The organism is Streptomyces humicola (genome assembly GCF_024436035.1).
Taxonomy (GTDB): Bacteria; Actinomycetota; Actinomycetes; order Streptomycetales; family Streptomycetaceae; genus Streptantibioticus_B; species Streptantibioticus_B humicola.
On sequence record NZ_JANFNG010000009.1, the window covers coordinates 116275 to 135338 of the forward strand.

The 19064-nt window shown below is 68.9% G+C and carries 18 protein-coding genes and 2 pseudogenes; 14 read left to right on the forward strand and 6 right to left on the reverse strand.

The window, feature by feature from the left end; genetic code table 11:
• The first annotated feature begins 360 nt into the window (after positions 1 to 360).
• The 12 genes and pseudogenes from NGB36_RS14380 to NGB36_RS14435 all read left to right on the forward strand — a co-directional run bounded on the left by NGB36_RS14380 (position 361) and on the right by NGB36_RS14435 (position 13044).
• Positions 361 to 1137 carry an MIP/aquaporin family protein gene (locus NGB36_RS14380; RefSeq protein WP_255920645.1) on the forward strand — a complete coding sequence of 259 codons (777 nt, stop codon included), beginning with the start codon at positions 361 to 363 and terminating at the stop codon, positions 1135 to 1137.
• Positions 1134 to 2132, forward strand: coding sequence for a dihydroxyacetone kinase subunit DhaK (gene dhaK, locus NGB36_RS14385; protein ID WP_255920646.1), 999 nt, complete (start codon positions 1134 to 1136; stop codon positions 2130 to 2132). The genes NGB36_RS14380 and dhaK (NGB36_RS14385) overlap by 4 nt, the downstream gene beginning before the upstream one ends.
• Positions 2133 to 2215: 83 nt before the next feature.
• Positions 2216 to 2842 (forward strand): dihydroxyacetone kinase subunit DhaL, encoded by a 627-nt coding sequence (dhaL, locus tag NGB36_RS14390; RefSeq protein ID WP_255920647.1) that lies wholly within the window; start codon positions 2216 to 2218, stop codon positions 2840 to 2842.
• Entirely contained in the window at positions 2839 to 4524 is a 1686-nt protein-coding gene (locus tag NGB36_RS33430) for a phosphoenolpyruvate--protein phosphotransferase (protein ID WP_255920648.1), read from the forward strand. Before dhaL ends, NGB36_RS33430 begins: the two co-directional genes overlap by 4 nt.
• A gap of 169 nt (positions 4525 to 4693) precedes the next feature.
• Positions 4694 to 5686, forward strand: a complete 993-nt coding sequence (dhaK, locus tag NGB36_RS14400) for a dihydroxyacetone kinase subunit DhaK (protein WP_255920649.1) — start codon at positions 4694 to 4696, stop codon at positions 5684 to 5686.
• Positions 5687 to 5780: 94 nt separating this feature from the next.
• Entirely contained in the window at positions 5781 to 6008 is a 228-nt protein-coding gene (locus NGB36_RS33435) for a DAK2 domain-containing protein (protein WP_308288848.1), read from the forward strand.
• 3 nt (positions 6009 to 6011) lie between these two features.
• On the forward strand, positions 6012 to 6224 hold the full coding sequence (locus NGB36_RS14410) for a PAS domain S-box protein (RefSeq protein ID WP_308288849.1): 213 nt from the start codon (positions 6012 to 6014) through the stop codon (positions 6222 to 6224).
• Positions 6128 to 8464, forward strand: coding sequence for a SpoIIE family protein phosphatase (locus NGB36_RS14415; protein WP_308288850.1), 2337 nt, complete (start codon positions 6128 to 6130; stop codon positions 8462 to 8464). The genes NGB36_RS14410 and NGB36_RS14415 overlap by 97 nt, the downstream gene beginning before the upstream one ends.
• Before the next feature lie 133 nt (positions 8465 to 8597).
• Positions 8598 to 8966 (forward strand): annotated as a pseudogene (locus NGB36_RS14420) (phosphate signaling complex PhoU family protein); the annotation flags it as partial.
• Between the two features lie 179 nt (positions 8967 to 9145).
• A complete protein-coding gene (locus NGB36_RS14425; RefSeq protein WP_255920650.1) occupies positions 9146 to 11575 on the forward strand; it encodes a SpoIIE family protein phosphatase in 2430 nt (809 codons plus the stop codon).
• A 275-nt stretch (positions 11576 to 11850) separates the two neighbouring features.
• Positions 11851 to 12069, forward strand: a pseudogene (locus NGB36_RS34055) (hypothetical protein); the annotation flags it as partial.
• Between the two features lie 402 nt (positions 12070 to 12471).
• The gene (locus NGB36_RS14435) at positions 12472 to 13044 is read left to right on the forward strand and encodes a hypothetical protein (protein ID WP_272501144.1); all 573 of its coding nucleotides are present in this window, start codon (positions 12472 to 12474) and stop codon (positions 13042 to 13044) included.
• 84 nt (positions 13045 to 13128) lie between these two features.
• Here the strand turns inward: NGB36_RS14435 and NGB36_RS14440 are convergent, their stop codons facing one another.
• On the reverse strand, positions 13129 to 13503 hold the full coding sequence (locus NGB36_RS14440) for a hypothetical protein (protein WP_255920651.1): 375 nt from the start codon (positions 13501 to 13503) through the stop codon (positions 13129 to 13131).
• 158 nt (positions 13504 to 13661) lie between these two features.
• Between NGB36_RS14440 and NGB36_RS14445 the strand changes: the two genes are divergently transcribed.
• Entirely contained in the window at positions 13662 to 14105 is a 444-nt protein-coding gene (locus NGB36_RS14445; RefSeq protein ID WP_255920652.1) for a hypothetical protein, read from the forward strand.
• Between the two features lie 58 nt (positions 14106 to 14163).
• On the opposite strand, the gene NGB36_RS14450 is transcribed toward NGB36_RS14445, so the two are convergent.
• From NGB36_RS14450 to NGB36_RS14460, 3 genes are all read right to left on the reverse strand, one after another.
• On the reverse strand, positions 14164 to 14454 hold the full coding sequence (locus NGB36_RS14450; protein WP_255920653.1) for a hypothetical protein: 291 nt from the start codon (positions 14452 to 14454) through the stop codon (positions 14164 to 14166).
• 10 nt (positions 14455 to 14464) lie between these two features.
• Complete coding sequence (locus NGB36_RS14455; protein WP_255920654.1) at positions 14465 to 14872, reverse strand: recombinase family protein; 408 nt, start codon at positions 14870 to 14872, stop codon at positions 14465 to 14467.
• Between the two features lie 102 nt (positions 14873 to 14974).
• Entirely contained in the window at positions 14975 to 16222 is a 1248-nt protein-coding gene (locus tag NGB36_RS14460; RefSeq protein WP_255920655.1) for a helix-turn-helix domain-containing protein, read from the reverse strand.
• 224 nt (positions 16223 to 16446) lie between these two features.
• Between NGB36_RS14460 and NGB36_RS14465 the strand changes: the two genes are divergently transcribed.
• Positions 16447 to 17037, forward strand: coding sequence for a DUF6328 family protein (locus NGB36_RS14465; protein ID WP_255920656.1), 591 nt, complete (start codon positions 16447 to 16449; stop codon positions 17035 to 17037).
• Here NGB36_RS14465 and NGB36_RS14470 read toward each other — a convergent pair.
• Together NGB36_RS14470 and NGB36_RS14475 are read right to left on the reverse strand one after the other, a co-directional pair.
• The gene (locus tag NGB36_RS14470) at positions 17025 to 18185 is read right to left on the reverse strand and encodes a PP2C family protein-serine/threonine phosphatase (RefSeq protein WP_255920657.1); all 1161 of its coding nucleotides are present in this window, start codon (positions 18183 to 18185) and stop codon (positions 17025 to 17027) included. The genes NGB36_RS14465 and NGB36_RS14470 overlap by 13 nt on opposite strands.
• A gap of 390 nt (positions 18186 to 18575) precedes the next feature.
• Positions 18576 to 19034: a hypothetical protein gene (locus tag NGB36_RS14475; protein WP_255920658.1), complete on the reverse strand. Its 459-nt coding sequence runs from the start codon at positions 19032 to 19034 to the stop codon at positions 18576 to 18578.
• Positions 19035 to 19064: the final 30 nt, after the last annotated feature.

The following is a 19064-nucleotide window of genomic DNA, read 5'->3' on the forward strand; positions in this document are numbered from 1 at the left end:
CGACCGCACACCTTTGACTCGGCCCACGGCACCCGCCGCGGGCCGTTTTTCACATCCGGGGCAAGTCGCCGTTCCAGACCTCTTGACAGGTGCGAAACGTAGGCTTAACTTCCCGAACAACGTTCACCAATGGTGAACGGGCTGCCGGACGACTTTCCCTCCGGCCCTGTTGAGCCGGCCGCCAGGTTGCCCGACCCTGACCACCTGGCGGCCACCTTCCCGAACGTCCTCCCCTGTCCCCTTGAGAGCCGGCCGCCAGGTTGCCTTCCCTGATCACCGCCTGGCGGCCACCTCCCTTCACAGCCCGCTCCGCGCGGAGGAGGTGAGACGCCCAATCGCCGCTCGGCGCTGGGCGCCATCATGGAAGAGAACACCTACCCTCAGAAATTGCTCGCCGAGGTGCTGGGCACCGCGATGCTGGTGTTCATCGGCGTCGGTTCGGTCCCCGCAACGCTCATCGTCAACGGCCAGACCCCCTTCACCTTCGCCGATCTGGGGATGATCTCGCTGGCGTTCGCCACGGTCGTCATCGCCATGATCTACGCGATCGGCCATATCTCCGGCTGTCAGATCAACCCGGCCGTCACCCTGGCACTGGCCGCGACCAAGAAGATGCCCTGGCGGGACGTCCCCGGCTACATCGCCGCCCAGGTTATCGGCGCGCTCGTGGGAGCCCTGGCGATCATCGGCGTGCTCGGCCACAAGGCCGTGACCGTCGGGCTGGGCATCGCCGCCTACGGCCCCCAAGTCAGTGCCGGCCAGGCCCTCCTCGCCGAAGCCATCGGCACGTTCATCCTCGCCTTCGTCGTCTTCGGCGCCATCGACCGCCGCTCGGCCGGCGGCTTCGCCGGGCTCGCCATCGGCCTGGCCGTGTTCGCGATCATCATGGTGGTCGGGCCCGCCACCGACTCCGCCATCAACCCGGCACGCGTCATCGGCCCCATGGTCGCCGGCCAGCTGTTCAGCGGCACGGTCCACTGGAACCAGCTGCCCGTCTACCTGATCGGCGATGTCGCCGGCGCGGTTGCCGCCGGGTTCCTCTACACCGTCTTGAACGCCCGCCGCGCCGCCGCCACCGCAGCCGGGGAAGCGGCCGAGTCGGAGCCGGTTGCGGCTCCCGAAGGAGCCCTGTCGTGAAGAAATTGATCAACGCTCCCGAGGCGGTCCTGGAAGACGCCCTGGCCGGGATCGCCGCCGCCCACCCCACCCTGCGCGTGGATGCGGAGAACAAAGTGATCGCTCGGGCCGACGCCACCAGACCGGGCAAGGTCGCCCTGGTCTCCGGCGGCGGCTCCGGGCACGAGCCCCTGCACGGCGGCTTCGTCGGCCTCGGCATGCTCGACGCCGCTTGCCCCGGAGAGGTGTTCACCTCTCCCGTCCCCGGTCAGATGCTCGCCGCAGCTCAGGCCGTCGACGGCGGCGCGGGCGTGCTGTTCATCGTGAAGAACTACACCGGCGATGTTCTCAACTTCCAGATGGCCGCCGAACTGGCCGCCGAGGAGGGCATCACGGTCGCCACCGTTCTGATCGACGACGACGTCGCGGTCCAGGACTCCACCTGGACCGCCGGACGGCGCGGCACCGGCGCCACCGTCTTCGTCGAGAAGATCGCCGGGGCCCTCGCCGAGCAGGGGGCCGACCTCGCCGAGGTGGCCGAGATGGGACGCCGTGTCAACGACAACTCCCGGTCATTCGCCGTCGCCCTGACCGCCTGTACCACCCCCGCCTCCGGCAAGCCCGGCTTCGACCTGCCCGACGACGAAATGGAGATCGGCGTCGGCATCCATGGCGAACCCGGGCGCAGCAGGGAGCAGCTCCGCCCCGCCAAGGAGATCGTGGCCACAGCCCTGGACGCGATCCTCGCCGACCAGCCCCTTAACACCGGTGACGAGACCATCGTGATGGTCAACGGTCTGGGCGGCACACCGCTGCTGGAGCTGTACGTCGTCTTCAACGAGGTCGCCGCCGTCCTCGCGGACAAGGACATTGTCATCGCCCGCAACCTCGTCGGAAGCTACGTCACCAGCCTGGACATGGCCGGTGTTTCCCTCACCGTGTGCAAGGCCGATGCCGACATCCTGTCCCTGTGGGACGCACCCGTGAACACCCCCGCCCTGCGCTGGGGTACCTGAAAAGAGCGGGGTGGGCCCGGCTTATGGGGGCCCGGGCCCGCCTCCCCCACCACTGACAGCACCCATCGAAGAACGGAGATCCCGTGGACATCGACCTCGCCCGCACCTGGGTGCAGGCCATCGCCGCCGCCGTGGACAAGCACAAGGACCACCTCACCCAGCTCGACTCGGCCATCGGCGACGCCGACCACGGCGTCAACATGCACCGCGGCTTCTCCGCCGCCACCACCGCCCTGACCGACTACACACCGCCAACCGTCGGCGCCGTCCTGGTCAAAACAGGTACCACCCTCATCTCCAGCGTCGGCGGCGCCTCCGGCCCGCTGTACGGCAGCGCCTTCCGCGCCATCGGCAAGGCACTGGACACACCCACCGCCGACACCCAGCAGTTCGCCGCCGCTCTGGCCGCCGGACTGGCAAGCGTCCAGCAACTCGGCGCGGCCGCACCCGGCGACAAGACCATGATCGACGCCTACGCCCCCGCCCTGGCCGCCTTCCAACAGCAGGCCAACTCCGGCAGCGACTTCGCCACCGCGGCCCGCGCCGCCGCCGACGCCGCCGAGGACGGTATGCGCGCCACCATTCCCCTGCAGGCGCGCAAGGGCCGTGCCTCCTACCTCGGTGCCCGCAGTATCGGCCACCAGGACCCCGGAGCCACCTCCACCGCCCTGATCTTCCGCGCCCTCGCCGAGACGGTGACTGCCCGGTGACCCGCCGCACCTATCCCGGCCGCCTTGCCTCGGGCGGCATAGCCCTCGGCTTCCTCCACCGCACCGACCGACCCCACACCCGCACCACGCTCCCCCACCGCACCAGCGGCGATGCCATCCATCAGATCACCGACGCCTTCGACGCCGTCGCGGCCCGCCTGCTGGAGCTGTCCACCTCTCTGCGCGAGCAGGGCAAGGACGAGCAGGCCGACATCATGGAGGTCAACAGCTACATTGCCCAAGACCACGACCTGCGAGGAAAGGCGATCGAGCGAGCGCACCACGGCCAGCCGGCAGCCATCGCCATCCGGCAAGCCGTCGACACCTATGCGCGAGCCATCGCCGCCCTGGACGACCCGACCCTTGCCGAACGCGCCGCCGACGTCCGGCAAGTCGGCCGCCGCGCCCTGAACTGGCTGCACGGCGAGGTCGGCCCCGCACCCGACCAGCCCCTCGTCCTGGTCGCCCACGAAATCGGCGCAGCCGACCTGCTGGAACCCGGACAGACGGTCACCGCCGCCATCTCCGTCACCGGCGGCCCGAATTCGCACGCCGCCATCGTCGCCCGCTCACTCGGCATCCCCCTGCTCCTGGCCGTGGACCCCCAGCTTCTCGACCTGCCGGACGGGCAGGAAATACTGCTCGACGCCGACCGGGCCGCAGCGGTTACCCATCCCGACGACGACGAACGCACCAGGGCCCTGCACGCAATGGAGACCGCCCGCACTCGCAGGCTCGCCCTAGCCGAAGAGCGCCACCTGCCCGCCGAGACACTCGACGAGCACCGCATCGTTTTGCGGGCCAACGTGGCCACCCCGGCCGAGGCCCGCGCGGCCCTGACTACGGGCGCCGAGGGTGTCGGCCTGCTCCGCACCGAGTTGCCCTTCCTCAACCATCCCGCCTGGCCCACCCGCAATCAGCACGCGGCCACCCTCGTCCCCGTCCTTCGCACGCTCACCGGTCAGGTCGTCACGGCTCGCACTCTCGACTTCGCCGACGACAAACTGCCGCCGTTCCTGTCCCAAGGCCGCAAGGGCGCGCGGCTCGGCCGCGGCCTGCCTCTCATGCTCGCCCAACCGGAGGCTTTCGCCGACCAGTTCCGCAGCCTGCTCAGCGCCGGAGCCGACACCGACCTGCGCATCATGATCCCTATGGTCGCGAGCATCGACGAACTACGCGCCTGCCGACGCCTCCTCCAGACCGTAGCCGCCGAAGCCGGCGTCCCGACGCCACCCCTGGGCATCATGGTGGAACTCCCCGAAGCCGTCGCCGCAGCCGACCACCTCGCCCGCGAAGCCTCCTTCCTCTCCATCGGCAGCAACGACCTCACCTGCCAGCTCCTGGGCCTGGACCGGCGCGACCCCACCGCCACCCCCGCCATGGCGGCACACCCCGCCGTACTCGACGCCATCGCCCGCGTCGTCACCGCCGCCCACCGCCACAATCGTCAGGTCTCCGTCTGCGGCGACGCCGCGGCACACCCCCTCGTGACCCCCCTCCTCATCGGCATCGGCTGCGACAGCCTCTCGGTCGCCCCCGCTGCCCTCGACGAGGTCCGCGCCCGCATCCGCCGACTCCGCCATGACACCTGCGCCTCCCTGGCCGCCGTCGCCCTCAGCCGCGAAACCCCCGAAGAGGTCTGGCGACTCGTCGAGCAGTGCTGCCAGCCGTCGCTGCCCTGACCCGAGCCGCGCACATGGCGCGATGACTCGAGCGTGGGCAGGTCCGACCGGACCGGCCCACCAGAGCACTTGTGTTTACGCGAAGGTGATGTCCTAACAAATCCCACTGATCCATACCGTTGATGGGTTTTCGCTGATGTTCTTATCCAGTCGAGAAGGGGCCTGAACCGTGAAGAAGCTCATCAACTCGCCCGATGAGGTGCTTGCCGATGCTCTCGTCGGCGTGGCCGCCGCGCACCCCTCGCTGACGGTCAACACGTCCGACCGCTACATCGTCCGCGCGGGCGGGCCGACCGCTGGGAAGGTCGGCCTGGTGTCAGGTGGCGGGTCTGGTCACGAGCCGTTGCACGGCGGGTTCGTCGGGTACGGGATGCTGGACGCGGCCTGTCCCGGTGAGGTGTTCACATCTCCCGTGCCGGACCAGATCCTGGCCGCCACGCGGGCCGTTGAGAGCGGGGCGGGGGTGCTGCACATCGTGAAGAACTACACCGGCGACGTGCTGAACTTCCAGATGGCCGCCGAGTTGGCCGCCGACGACGGCGTGCGGGTGGAGGGCGTCGTGGTCAATGACGATGTCGCCGTGGAGAACAGTACGTGGACGGCGGGCCGGCGGGGCACCGGGGCGGCCGTGTTCGTGGAGAAGATCGTCGGTGCGGCTGCCGAGCTTGGCGCGGACCTGGGCACGACCGCGGCTTTGGGCCAGGAGGTCAACGACCGGTCCCGTTCGTTCGGGGTGGCGCTCACACCGTGCACGGTGCCCGCGTCGGGCAAACCCGGTTTCGAGCTGGGCGAGGATGAGGTCGAGCTGGGCGTCGGCATCCACGGCGAGCCCGGTCGCGCCCGCAGCAGGCTCGCCTCCGCCAAGGAGATCGTCGGTGTCGCATTGGACGCCATCCACGCCGACATGCCGCTCTCAGGCGAAGTGCTCGTGATGGTCAACAGCCTGGGTGGCACCCCGCTGATCGAGCTGTACGTGGTGTATGCCGCGGTTGCCGAGTGGCTCGCCGGCCATGGCGTGTGGATCACCCGCAACCTGGTCGGCAACTACATCACCAGCCTGGAGATGGCCGGTTGCACGATCACGGTGTGCCGGCTCACGCCACAGCTCACCTATCTGTGGGATGCCCCGGTCGAGACCCCCGCGCTGCGCTGGGGGCGCTGAGCGGCCTCGGACACCGACGACAAACCCCACGAGGGAGAAGGACGACGATGGACGCGAGCATGTTCCGGGCCTGGATCCATGAAGCCGCCGACTGGTGGCCGAGAACGCCGATCATCTGACCCGCCTCGACTCCGCTATCGGTGACGCCGACCACGGCATCAACATGCGCCGTGGCCTGCAGGCGGCGGTGGCAATGCTGGACGAAACCGACCCGTCCACCCCCGGCGCGGTACTCGCCACCGTCGGCCGGGCAGCCACGCGCGTGAGGTGCGGAGGCGGTGTCGGAATGACGAATTTCATCACCGAACGGATGCACCATTGAGGCATGGGATCGCCGGTAATCGATAGGCCGGAAGCGCTTGGCGCCGAGATGCAGGACTATCGATTCGACATCACGGATGCCGCAGTCGTGGTGGTCGATTCGCACGGTCTGGTCCAGCAGTGGAACAGCGGGGCCGAGTCGCTTTTCGGCTACCCGTCGACGCAGGTGGCAGCACGCTCTTCGCGGACGTGCTGGGGCTCCCGGAGGCCTGGCTGACATCGGCGATGGCCGAGCGGCACAGGGTCGGAGGAGGGTGGGCGGGCTCGCTCACGGTGAAACACCGTGATGGCCGCCGTCTGGAGATCGGGGCGCAGGTCTGCCCGCTGGCACCTGATCACGGTGCCAGCTGGCTCATCGTGGCCACGCACCTGGCCACCATGCAGGCATGGGGGCGTGAGCAGGCGATTCTGCGCGGACTGTTCACCCAGTCTCCGTTCGGGCTGGCCGTTGTGGACCCGCAACTAAGGTTCCTGATGATCAACCCGGCCCTGGAGCGCATGGACGGCGTCCCCGCACGGCTGCGGCTGGGCCTCCCACTGCGCGACACCGTGCCCGAGACGGCTGGTCCGATGGCAGAAGCCCGGGCCCGGGAGGTACTGGAGACCGGTGAGCCGCAGGTCGCCGTCTCGCACGTCGACTCCCCAGGCGCCTCTCCGCACCTGCCCCACGTGCGCTCCCGCTCCTCCTTCAGGCTTCAGGACCCCGCCGGCCGGACCCTGGGCATGGGCCAAGCGGTGCTCGATGTCACCAGCTACTACCGCGCGCGCCGGCGCCTCGCCCTGATCAACGAGGCCGGTGTTCGTATCGGCAGCACACTGGATCTGGACCGTACCGTCCAGGAACTCGCCGAGGTGCTGGTTCCAGAGGTCGCCGACTTCGTCGCCGTCGACTTGTCGACTGCTGTCATCCATGGCCAAGAACCTGATCCGGTCCTCACCGCCGGATCCACCGAACTGCTCCGGGGCGCTCAACGGTCCATCCGAGAAGACCTCCCGGAGGCCGTGGTTCCCGTGGGGGCAGCGGTCACCTACTCCGAGATGTCACCTCAGTACCGTTGCGTCGCCACCGGTCGCCCAGTGCTGGACCCCGTCGTGGACCTGTCAACCCCTTGGCTTTCCCAGGATCCGGCGCGCTCGGCCAAGCTGAAGGAATTCGGCATCCACTCCCACATGGTCGTACCCTTGCGTGCCCGCGGAATCACGATGGGTGTGGCAACGCTGGTGCGCTGGAAGTATCCGGAAACCTTCGACGCCGATGACCTGCTCCTTGTGGAGGAACTCGCTGCTCGCGCGGCGGTCTGCATTGACAACGCTCGGCGCTTCGCACGCGAACACCGCGCTGCCTTGTCCCTCCAGCGCGCCCTGCTCCCGAAGGACCTGCCGACATCGACCGCTGTGGAAGTCGCCTACCGCTATCTACCGGCCGACACTCATGCAGGTGTTGGCGGAGACTGGTTCGACGTGCTGCCGCTGTCCGGCGCCCGCGTCGGACTGGTCGTCGGCGATGTCGTCGGCCACGGAATGAATGCGGCCGCCACTATGGGACGGCTGCGTACCGCCGTCCATACCTTGGCCGATCTCGACCTGCCGCCCGATGAACTTCTCGCCCACCTCGACGACCTCGTCGTCAACCTCGACACCGAAGAAGAGAGAGCAGGCCGCCACGAGTCAGGGGTGGTCGGGGCCACCTGTCTGTACTGCGTGTACGACCCCGTCTCGCGCACCGCCGCTTTCGCCCGCGCGGGACACTGCCCACCCGCCATCGCCCACGCCGACAAAGCGGTCGAATTCCTTGAGATACCGGCAGGCCCCCCACTCGGCCTTGGCGGCCTGCCGTTCGAATGCACCGAAGTGCCCATCCCGGACCGATGCGTCCTCGCCTTCTACACCGACGGCCTGATCACCGCATCTCCCGACCGCGACGTCGAATTCGGCTTTGCACGGTTGGCGTTCGCGCTGGCCCACCCGGATCGCCCGCTGGAAGAAATCTGCGACACTATGGAGCGCCTCCTGCTGCCGGACCATCCCCGCGACGACGTCGCCTTCCTCGTCGCGCGCCCGCGCTCCCTCAGCGAAGAGGACGTCGCGACATGGTCGCTGACCCGGGAGCTCACAGTCGTCGGAGAAGCGCGGACCCTCGCCAGCGAGCAACTCGCCTCCTGGGGGCTGGAAGAACTCGCCTTCACCACCGAACTGATCGTCAGCGAGCTCGTCACCAACGCCATCCGCCACGCCTCCGGGCCGGTCAACCTGCGACTCATCCGCGACGTCAGTCTGATCTGCGAGGTCTCCGACGGCAGCCACACCTCCCCCCACCTACGGCGCGCTCGCAGCAACGACGAAGGCGGGCGAGGACTTTTCCTGGTCGCGCAGTTCGCCCAACGCTGGGGTACCCGCTACACCACGGACGGCAAGACCATCTGGGCCGAACAACCTCTACCCGTAAGCCTTTCTTGACGCGCAATGCTGCGCGAGCACGACGACGACCACCCACAGCCTGAACGTCACTGTCAGCTGCATGCCACTTCCCCCTGGCTTCCGGACCGGGGCCCTGTGCGAGTCTGGCAGTGGATCGAGGATTGATGCACGATTGGCCAAGCTCGCCCTGCTGCGCTTTCCCGAGCGCGCCGTGCCGGGTGACCTGCACCGCACGATCCTGGAGATGGGGCAGCTCGCACAGCGGCTGATGACCCAGGCCGCCGAAGTCCTCATCACCAACGACGTCGATGCGGCACTGCAGCTTGAGCAGGACGATGACCGCATGGACGAGCTGCACCGCACGCTCTTCCAGCACCTGCTGGACGACCGGTGGAAGCACGGCGTGGAGACGGCCGTAGACGTCACCTTGGTCGGCCGCTACTACGAGCGGTTCGCCGACCACGCAGTCTCAGTCGCCAAGCGCGTGGTGTACCTGGCCACCGGCGAGTACGCGGATGAGCTGGACCCAGGCTCCTGGCCTGCCCCGGCCACTGCTGCCGCACGCCCGGCCACGTCATCGAGGCGTTGCGTCGTTCACAGCGGGGCGCCGGTCAGCCCCTCCTCCTCGCCCGGACAACATGACCCGACACCGCCCCCACCGCCTAGCGGCCCGGGGGTTGCGGTAGGAGCATCGGAACCACGAGTACAAAGGTGGTTGTGATGGGCATACCGGCGACCCCGTTCAGCGAGAGTCCGGAGGACCCCTTCGCGCTGGGCCACGCCGCCTCCGCGGTGCTGGACGAGCACGGGAGGGTGGTTGGCTGGAGCACACGGGCCCAGGAGCTGTTGGGCTACCCCGGCAAGGAGGTGATCGGCCGGCTGTGGCAGGAGTTCCTGATCGACCCCGGCGACTTGCCGACCGCCCGGGCCGCGGTGGCGGACTGCCTGAGCGCAGGGGGCTGGTTCGGGGTGATGCCGCTGCGCCACCGCGACGGTCGGCGTGTGGAGATGGGATTCCGGTCCACCGCGGTCGTGCGGAACGAGATCGCCCGGGAGTGGTTTCTCGTCGGCGCGCCGGCCGAGGAGGTCATCGCATGGCAGCGGGACCGTGCGCTGCTGGACGGCCTGTACCACCGGTCGCCGATCGGTCTCGTCGTCCACAGCCCGGACCTGCACATCATCCGGGTCAACCGGGCGGTGGAGACGACCAGCGGGATGACGGCCAAGGAACACCGGGGCCGTCGCACCGGCGAGGTGCTGGTCAGCGAGGACGCCGGGCCGTCCGAGGACCGGGTACGCCGGGTGCTGGAGACCGGCAAGCCGATGGTCTTCACCGAGCAGTCCTGCCGGCTGCGCAGGGATCCCAGCCGGGAGCGGTGGGTGTCCGCCTCCGCGTTCCGGATGGAGGACTCCGCCGGACGGATCCTGGGCGTGGCCGAGACCATCGAGGACGTCACCGACCGTCACCGGGCCCGGCGCAGGCTTGCGCTGCTCAACGAGGCCGGTGCCCGGATCGGCACCACACTGGATGTGCAGCGGACCGCCCGGGAGCTGGCCGAGGCGGCCGTGCCCGGACTGGCGGACTACGTCTCGGTGGACCTGCTGCAGCCGGTGACACGGGGTGACCAGCCGCGCCCCGATGCCGCCGGGCCGCTGCTCCGCGTGGCCTTCTCGCCCGGGGAACCGCGGGTCGCGTACCCGGAGGGCGAGGCGGTCCCCCTCGCACCGGAGTCACCGCAGGCCAGGTGCCTGGCCGCGGGTCGGCCGATGCTGGAAACGGTGGAGCTCATCCACCCCGAGTGGTACTCGCTGGACCGGCGGCGGGCCGAAGAGGCTCTCGGTCTCGGCGTGCACTCGATGATCGTGGTGCCGTTGACCGCGCGCGGCCTGGTACTGGGGGTGGTGAGCCTGTGGCGGTCGCGGCGCCCGGAGCCGTTCGAGGAGGACGATCTGACCGTGGCGCAGGAGTTCGCCGCGCGCGCCGCCGTCTGTATCGACAACGCCCGCCGCTTCACCCAGCAGCAGCGCACCGCGCTCACCCTGCAGCGCAGCCTGCTGCCGTCCGCGGTGCCGGCCCAGCGGGCCGTCGAGGTGGCGCACCGCTATCTGCCGGCCAGCGCCGAACCGGGTATCGGCGGCGACTGGTTCGACGTCATCCCCCTCTCTGGCGCCCGTGTCGCGCTCGTCGTGGGGGACGTGGTCGGTCACGGCATCCACGCCGCCGCCACGATGGGCCGGCTGCGGACCGCGGTGCACACCCTGGCCAGCCTCGACCTGGAACCCGATGAGGTACTCGCGCGGCTGGACGACCTGGTGAACCTGCTGGCGGCGGAGCGCGAGGCGTACGGCGACCAGCCGCCGGGCGAGCAAGTAGTGGGCGCGACCTGCCTGTACGCGGTCTACGACCCCGTCTCCCGGCACTGCTCCCTGGCACGCGCCGGCCACCCGCCGCCGGTCGTGGCTACCCCGGACGGCCAGGTGCGCCTTCCCGACCTGCCCGCGGGCCCGCCGCTCGGCCTCGGCGGGCTGCCGTTCGAGGCGTACGAGCTCGACCTGCCCGAGGGCAGCCTGCTCGCCCTCTACACCAACGGGCTCGTGGAGGAGCGCAACGGCGACATCGACGTCGCGCTCACGCGCCTGTGCGCGGAGCTCACCCGGTCCGCCGGCCCCCTGGAACGCACCTGCCAGGCGGTGGTGGACGCGCTGGTCCCCGAGCGACCCACCGACGACATCGCGCTGCTGATCGCCCGCACCCGGGTGCTTGTCCAGGAGAATGTCGCCTCCTGGGACCTTGCCCGGGAGCCGACCGCCGCCGCCCGGGCCCGGAATTTGACCGCGGCCAAGCTGACCGAGTGGGGGTTGGAGGAACTCGCCTTCACCACCGAGCTCATCGCGAGCGAGTTGGTCACCAACGCCTACCGGTACGCCGACGGCCCCATCACGCTGCGGCTGATCCGCACCGAACACCTCATCTGCGAGGTCTCCGACCCCAGCCACACCTCCCCGCATCTGCGCCGGGCCCGCATCACCGACGAAGGCGGCCGCGGCCTCTTCCTGGTGGCCCAACTCACCGAGCGATGGGGCACCCGTTACACCCAGGCCGGCAAGACCGTATGGACCGAACAACCGCTCGGCTCGCCCGGTGGCTGACCAGTCGCCCACCTCATCCGTCGACCGGCAGATAGCGCGGCTCCTCGATCCGTTTTCATCAACGATCTGCGAGTTGACCAATCAGGGTGAAACAGACATCGCCGATGCTTCTTCATCCGCTCCGTCATCCGCCCCACGAACCGGCCGGACCACGCCCCAACAGGCCCTCGTCGCACCCCGGTTCGCGCACCGCCACCAAGGCAAAAATGCGAAACACGAGAGGTCATCAGACGCAGGTGGGGGTCACCCCCAGAGTGCGGCACAGCAGCGCCACGCACTCCTTCGTCAACGGCCTCCGCCGGGACCAAGACGCGGTGACCGCAGGGTTGTCCACCCCCTGGAGATCCGGCCAGGTCGAGGGCCAGGTTACGAGAGTCAAGCTCCCCAAGCGGCAGGGATTCGGCCGGGCCAACCTCGATCTTCTGCGAAAGCGCGTACTCCTCGCCACGCAACCCACCCGATCACAAGATCGTCGACAAGGCCGAGTTACGTGACGCCCAACCCGTCCCACCTGGGGAATTTCGTGACCGCCGACACCACCCCGTCGCCATCCGCCCAGTGCGGAACCTTCCATCGTGGATTCGCAGGTGGGAGGCGCTGGACTGCGGATTCGGCCGAGCAGGTTGAGTCTTCGAGTTATCCGCCTCTCGTATGTCTGAGAGCGGCCCCCACGGGGATTGCAAAATGCCGTGATGACGGTCCGGTGGGGGGAACGTCTCGGCCCGCCTGGGAGTGGCTCGCACGATCCGGGTGCCCGTTCACAATGGGACGCCGGAGAGCCCACAACTGAGCCGTGCGAATGAATTTGACGGATGATCAGCTTTTTTCGGCGGGTTACCGACCACATAGCCGTACCAGATGCCGCACGATTAGGCCCGCAGGAGCGTATTCAGAGGATGGTGAGCTTTGTGAGAAGAGTCGCGCAGGCCGTGACCGTCGTCGGCACCTGTGGGCTGGTGATGTGTGGCGCCGGAACCGCGCACGCGCAACCCGCGCCGCAGCCGTCGCCACAATCCCTGCTCTCCTCACTGGTGGGTCTCGACGTGGGCACGCTGGGCAGGATGGTCTCCGGCGTGCTGTGCAACAACCACCTCGTCGACTACAACTACAAATCGCCTGTGAGCAGTTCTCCGCACCCCTGCATCAACGGCCCGGCGCACAGCGACAACCGCCTGAACAGCGGGAATTTCTCCAACCAGGGAAATCCCTATCACACGGGTAACATCTCGGACGTGAACGGTGCGGCAGACAGTGGTAACAGCCAGAACAGCGGGAACTTCCTCAACCGGGGGAATCCGGCCAGCAGCGGAAACATTGCGAACACGAACGGTTCCACGAACAGTGGAGACTCCGTCATGGGCGCTCACGCCGACCCGCCCCCCGGCGGTGCCGCCCCCGCCGGGGGGTTGTCGCAGGGTGCGGCCGAACCGCCGCAGGCGGTGCGGCAGAAGGCGAGGGGCCACAACTGACCTGATCACGCTCGCCTTGGACGCCGTCCGTGATCGCCCGGAAGGACTGGCCGGGCGATCACGGCGGTGTATCTGACCTGCGTCCTAGCGGACGGTTTGAATGTCCTTGGGGCCCTGCGGACCGTGGGTCTCGATGTGGCCGTTGGTGTTGCCGTTGGTGTTGGTGGGGCTGCCGCTGTCGACGGCGGCGCCGGACTTCCACCAGAGGTTCTGGGAACCCCAGAGGTTGCCGCTGTCCACCGGCCCGTTGATGCACGTTCGGGAGGACGACGAGCAGTGGAAGAAGATGCGGAAGTCGGCGATCGTGTCGCTGTCGATGGACTTCAACCCGTCCCAGCCGCCGGAGCCAAAGCCGCCGGTGGGTGCGCGCTGGGTCTGGGCGAACGACGGTCCGGCCGCGGCCAGCAAAAGGCCACACGCTCCGGTTATCAAGGCGCTCGCGCGCAGGGTCTTTCTCACTTTGACGCTCCTCGGGGTTGACGGGGCACGACACCCACGCCACCGCATGTAACCGGAACCGTCGAACAGATACCATGACACGCACGCATTCACTCAATAGGGCCGGATATTTCGCCCTGATAAACCAGAGCTCGAGTGGGCGTGTTCCACGTGCCGTAGTGAACCATGCTCTGCAGTGGCCGCGGCCGGGCCCGCAGATCGCGCTCGCGCACATCGGCGACGGCCCCGCGTTCTGGGCGCACGTTGCCGCTACCGACGGCTTCGCCTGCCAACCCAAAGACGCCGCCTCACGGGCCGTGGAGGTCGACCCACGCAGCACGCCACTCCTCCTTTGGGACCGGGGATACCCGCCTCTGGGCCTGCACCGGTTCGTGACCGGCCAGCTCGCCGTCGACGAGGTGATGGAACAGCTCGCCGCCCGAACCGATCCTGCCTGCCACGAGGCGTCCGTCTCAGGCGAGCAAACATGGCTGCGCGCCTACCGTTATGGCATCTTGCCGGAACTCCAGGTACTCCTCGCCTCTACGGGTACCCGCTCCAGCCCTTTGTCCCATGCGGGGGCACGCGGCGCGCAGCTGCAGCGCAGCGGCGGTAGTCGCTGATCCGCTCGGCTCAAAGATCAACAAGGCCATCTTCTGGGCGCATGAGGGAGCCGCGTGATCAACATGTCCCTCGTCCAATGGAGGACAGCACCGCGAGCTGGAGTTGCGATAGCTGCGGACGAGCCGGCGTGGACGTGGTGCGCAACATGTACGGCAAGCGGCTCACAGCATCGACAAGGGCACTGACTTCGCCACCGCCGCCGTGCTGCCACACCGTGGCGGACAGCTCGCTCAGGCATGCCTCGCAGAGGTACAGCGGGGCGTGCACGACGATGATCTGCACGGAGCCGACCCACATCACGGGCAATCCGGTCGGCGGCAGTACAGCCAGCAGCGGCCGGTCGTCCACGCGGGCGCGGTCATGCCGTGATCGGGGCCGTGGTGAGGCGGGCGCGTTGTACCCAGGTGCCGTCCGGGCGGCGCTGCTCGCCGCAGCAGGTTTCGACCCACGCACCGAGGTGCAGCACGCGGCGTGTCAGCAGCCCGCGCGCCTCCTGGTCGCGAGAGAGCCGGTCCCAGTCGTAGGCGAGGCACACCCGCGGAGTGTCGACCCCGGCCACGCGGATGGTGTTGAGCATCGCCTCGAACGCGGGCCGCCTGTCGTTGGTGAGGGCGTCGTCGCCCTCGTCGACAAACCATCCACCGATCATCCAGCCCTGCGCCTCCGCATACTGCGCACAGACCTGTAGCCGCAGGCGCAGTACGACCGTGTTGGCCGTGGCATGTCTGTCGTACACGTAGGCGAGGGCGGGCTGTTCGGCGGTCATGAGATCGTCCCCCCGGCATCGGCGGCTGGTTCGATCTCGACCGTAGGAGCGCCACATCCGAAGAAGGGGCACAGTTTGTGCACCTTGCTCACGCTGCGATCATCACGCCGCCAACATGCCGATTTTCATTGCGAGTTCTGATGCTCGCTGCCGCCGTGACGGCGTCTTGGATTCCGCCTCCTCCAACACGATCCGGCGGGCGAAGCCGTTCCATCGGATCGTCTCCGGCGCGGCTTCGTGCGCCTGCTCCAACGTGGCCAGGGCTACGTCCGGCTGCCCATCGAGGTGGTAGGCGCGGGCCTGCTCGATCCGGTGCCTGGAGCGGCGTGGCCGGGACGGGATCACGTCGGCTTCCGCCCGTGTGACCTGCCGTACCGACTCGCCGCCGGCGTGCAGCTCGACCGCGACGGTGACGGCATGTGCGCCCATGATGGCCTGCCCGAACGAGGTGACCGGATGGTAGTAGCCGTCCGGCAGACGGGCAGCCATGGCACGGGCGGTGTCCCAATACCCCCAGGCGGAACCGGTGTCGCCGCGGCGTGCAGCGGTGTAGCCGGCCTCGAACTGCAACGCACCGGTGATGGCCAGCACATCGTCCGAAGCGTCCGGCAGCAGCGGTGTCAGGTAGCCGAGCACGTCGAGGTTGACGGCGTCCGCGGCGTCGAAGTGACCAGGCCCGCTGTCGCGGTGCGCCTGTGCGAGTAGCCACGCCGCCACGCCGATCGCGTGCGGATCCTCCGACTCCTGCGCAGCGACCATGCCGCGCTCGGCGACGCGCCACAGCAGCGAGGCGTCGGGCTGGTAGGCGACGAAGAACTGCGCCAGCGAGTACGCCTCGGACAAGAGGGCCTGCGCGGCACGCCTCTCGGCGGATGTGTCGGCCTGGTGCACGGCGAGTTGTGCGTCACGGATCAGGTCGGGCAGCAGGGCGCCGATGACGTCCCGGTGGTTCGGCGCCTGGTGGCGGGCGGCCCATGAGCGGGCGAGGCGGGCCTTGAGGTGCTCGATCGGCGGCGCTTCCCGGTCGGCTGTCAGCGGGAGGGCGTTGATGGCCGTGGCAACTGCGGGCAGACGGGCATGCCCAGGTCCGACGAACAGCTCGACGGGCTGTGGCTGTCCGGTGAGGTCGGCGAGGTTGCGGACACGCAGGGCTTCGGCGATGGCCAGGATCATGTCCAGTTTCGGGGTCTTGAGCCGCCCGTTTTCGATCTGCTTCACCCACGACGGGGACTTGCCGAGCAGCCCGGCGAGCACCTCGCGGGTCATGCCGCGCCGGGTGCGGAGCAGCTGCATGCGCTGGCCGAAGGCGACCGGCTCGGCGAACGGGTCCGAGGTAGCATCAAATGACACGGCCTTGCCCCTCTCTGAACAGCTCGTCACTGTCAGAGTAGGCGGCAAGGCCGCATCGGTAGGTAGAGCTTCCGCGGATTACTTCTCTGAGCGATCTTGGGTGATGCCCCGGAGCTTGGTGGCGACGGAGACTTGCCGAGCAGCACTGCGACGAGGGCCATGCCGATGAACGGCGCGACCCCGTAACAGCCCGCCACCCTCACAAACCGATCGACAGCGACCCTATGCAGATGCAGCCGCAACCTGAACCACAGGTGCCACGCCCGGAAAGCCCCCAGGCGCGGGCCGATCGCAACCTGGTGGAGCTCCTGCAGGAGCTGCGTGTAGTCCAGGCCGGCGTACAGATCGTCTTCGCTTTCCTGCTCGGCGTAGCCTTCACTAATCGCTTCGCGCAGCTCAACGCGTTCCAGCGCGACACCTACGTGGTCACGCTGCTGATGACGGATGTCGCCTCTGCCGTCCTTGCCACACCGGTTGCTTTGCACCGTGTCCTGTTCCACCGCGGCCTGAAGCCGCGCATCGTGGCCCTGTCCACACGGCTCGCCCAGACCGGCCTGGTCTTCCTGGCGCTAGCGCTCAACGGCGCGGTCTTGCTGCTGATGGACGTCGTCCTGGGCCTCGTTGCCGCCGTTGCCACCACCGCCGTCACTGTTGCGCATACCCGCGCCCCGGACGCCGCTGCCGCCTTCGTCGCCCGGCGTGTCAAGTACCTCCCGGATCGGGGGGCCGGCTCTCCGGGGTATAGACGTGCTCCATCCCCTACTCGTGCCGTTCGCTTCTGCCAGAGCCTCGGGGGAAGCCATTACCGTGGATGATCTTTGCGTGGTGGTGGCCCGGGTGGGTGGGGGCGGGGGGGGGCGGGGGGGCGGTGGATCGCGATGAGGGCGGCGTCGTCGTCGAGGCGTCCGCCGGCGTGGGCGAGGAGATCGCGCCGGATGTGGTGGAGGAGTATCTCGGGGCTGCTGTCGGCCCACTGGGCGGCCCGTACCGCGAACGGGTAGAAGCCGCCGCTCGCGTCGCGGGCTTCGATGACGCCGTCGGTGTAGAGCAAGAGGGTGTCTCCGGGTTCGAAGGAGAACACATCGACGGTATAGTCCGTCGGTCCGATCCCGCCGAGCCCCAGCGGGGGCGCGGGGTGCACGCTCGGGACGGTGACGGCGTTGCCGGGGCTGAGCAGCAGGGGAGGGGGATGGCCGCAGCTGGTCAGCCGGGTGATGTGGCCTTCGTCGGGGATCTCCAGCAGCAGGGCGGTGACGAAGCGTTCCCCGGCCTCTTCGTCCGGCTCGGGGAACTCGGCCTGGTAGCGGTCGATGCTGCCTTCCAGGGCAGTGGCCAGCGCGGGCAGGGTGGCGTGCTGGTGGGCGGCCTCGCGGAAGGCGCCCAGCAGGAGGGCGGCCTCTCCGATGGCGGCCAGACCCTTGCCCCGCACGTCGCCGATCAGCACGAGGGCTCCGTCCTCGGTGCGGGTGGCCGCGTACAGGTCGCCGCCGATCTGGGCCTCGTCCTCTGCGGCGAGGTACAGGCAGGCGGTGCGCAGCGGGCCGATCCGGTTCGGGAGCGGCCACAGCAGGACGTGCTGCGCGGCCTCGGCGACTGATCGCACCTGGGCGAGCTCCCGTCTGCGCCGCTCGCGTACCACGCAGAAGAACACGATCAGGCACGAGAGCACTGCCAGGGCGAGGATCTGATTCATCACGTTTCGGGAGGACAGTGCGCCGAAGTGCCAGCCGATGTACGCCTGGGCCGCAACTGCCAGGACCCCGACCAGCCCGGTCAGCCGGGGACCGGCGAACGAGGCGGTGATCGCGGGCGCGATGACCAGCAGCGGACTCAGGTGGACATCGACCGGGACCAAGATGTCCACGATCGTGATCACCACGATGAGCACAACAGGGATCGCCAGCAGCCCGTGGGCCGACTGCCATGGCTGCCGCCACCCGGCAAGACGCTGCCCGGGACCCATGTCCTCCACCATGCGCCATTCGAGCGCGACTGGCGAGCGGCAGCCACATCCGGATGGTCTGCCCCGGGATACCAGGGCGTCGGCTCGTTGCCGCAGCCCGCCGGTCGCAAGCCCTGGCGTCATGCCCGATTAAGCTACCCGGCGGTCACCTTCCCCCCGGGGACACAGCTGAGATTCCAGGGCCAACTCCGGTGCGAGGACTGACGCGGAAGCAGGAACCGCCAACTAAACGCTCAGCCCGCTCTACCTAGTGAAGCGCTCACGACAACTTACGTGTGGCCGGGCACGCGGTGCCGGGTACGGCGCCCAGACGCCATTTGTCGAGCGAAGTCACATGGTGCCTAGGGAGCCGACCACCGGTGGCGGTGGGTGGCTCCCGTGTGGATGGGGTCAGCGTGCGCGTGGTCGTGCAGTGCCCGGGGTCGGCGGTGGCACGGTGCGGGTGGTCGCTGCTGTGGCTGGCGTCGTCGGGGCCAGTCGCCGGTTGGGTGGTGGCTTCGGCAGGTCGACCGAGGCGGGCAGGTTTCCGAGTCGGCGCAATCGCCAGACCAGGACGTCGCTGATGTGGTTGGCGGTGCCCAGCTCCCTGATCTCCCCTGTCTGTTTAAGGAGGGCGGCGGGGTTGTGTCCGGCGCGTACGGCCTCGTCGAGCGAGGCCGCCAGCGCATCCCCGCCGCGGCCGAGGGCGGGTCCCCCGGAGACGATCTCGCGGGCGGCGCGGCGCAGGGCTCGCAGTTCGGCCTGTTCGGTGCGGATGTGCGAGCGGGTGGCACGCTCGAAGAACCGGGCGCCTTGTCGTAGCTCGGCTTTCGTGTCGGCGGATGAGGTCTGGACAAGGGCATCCAGCACCTCGCCGACTCCGATCAGCTGGGCGGCCGC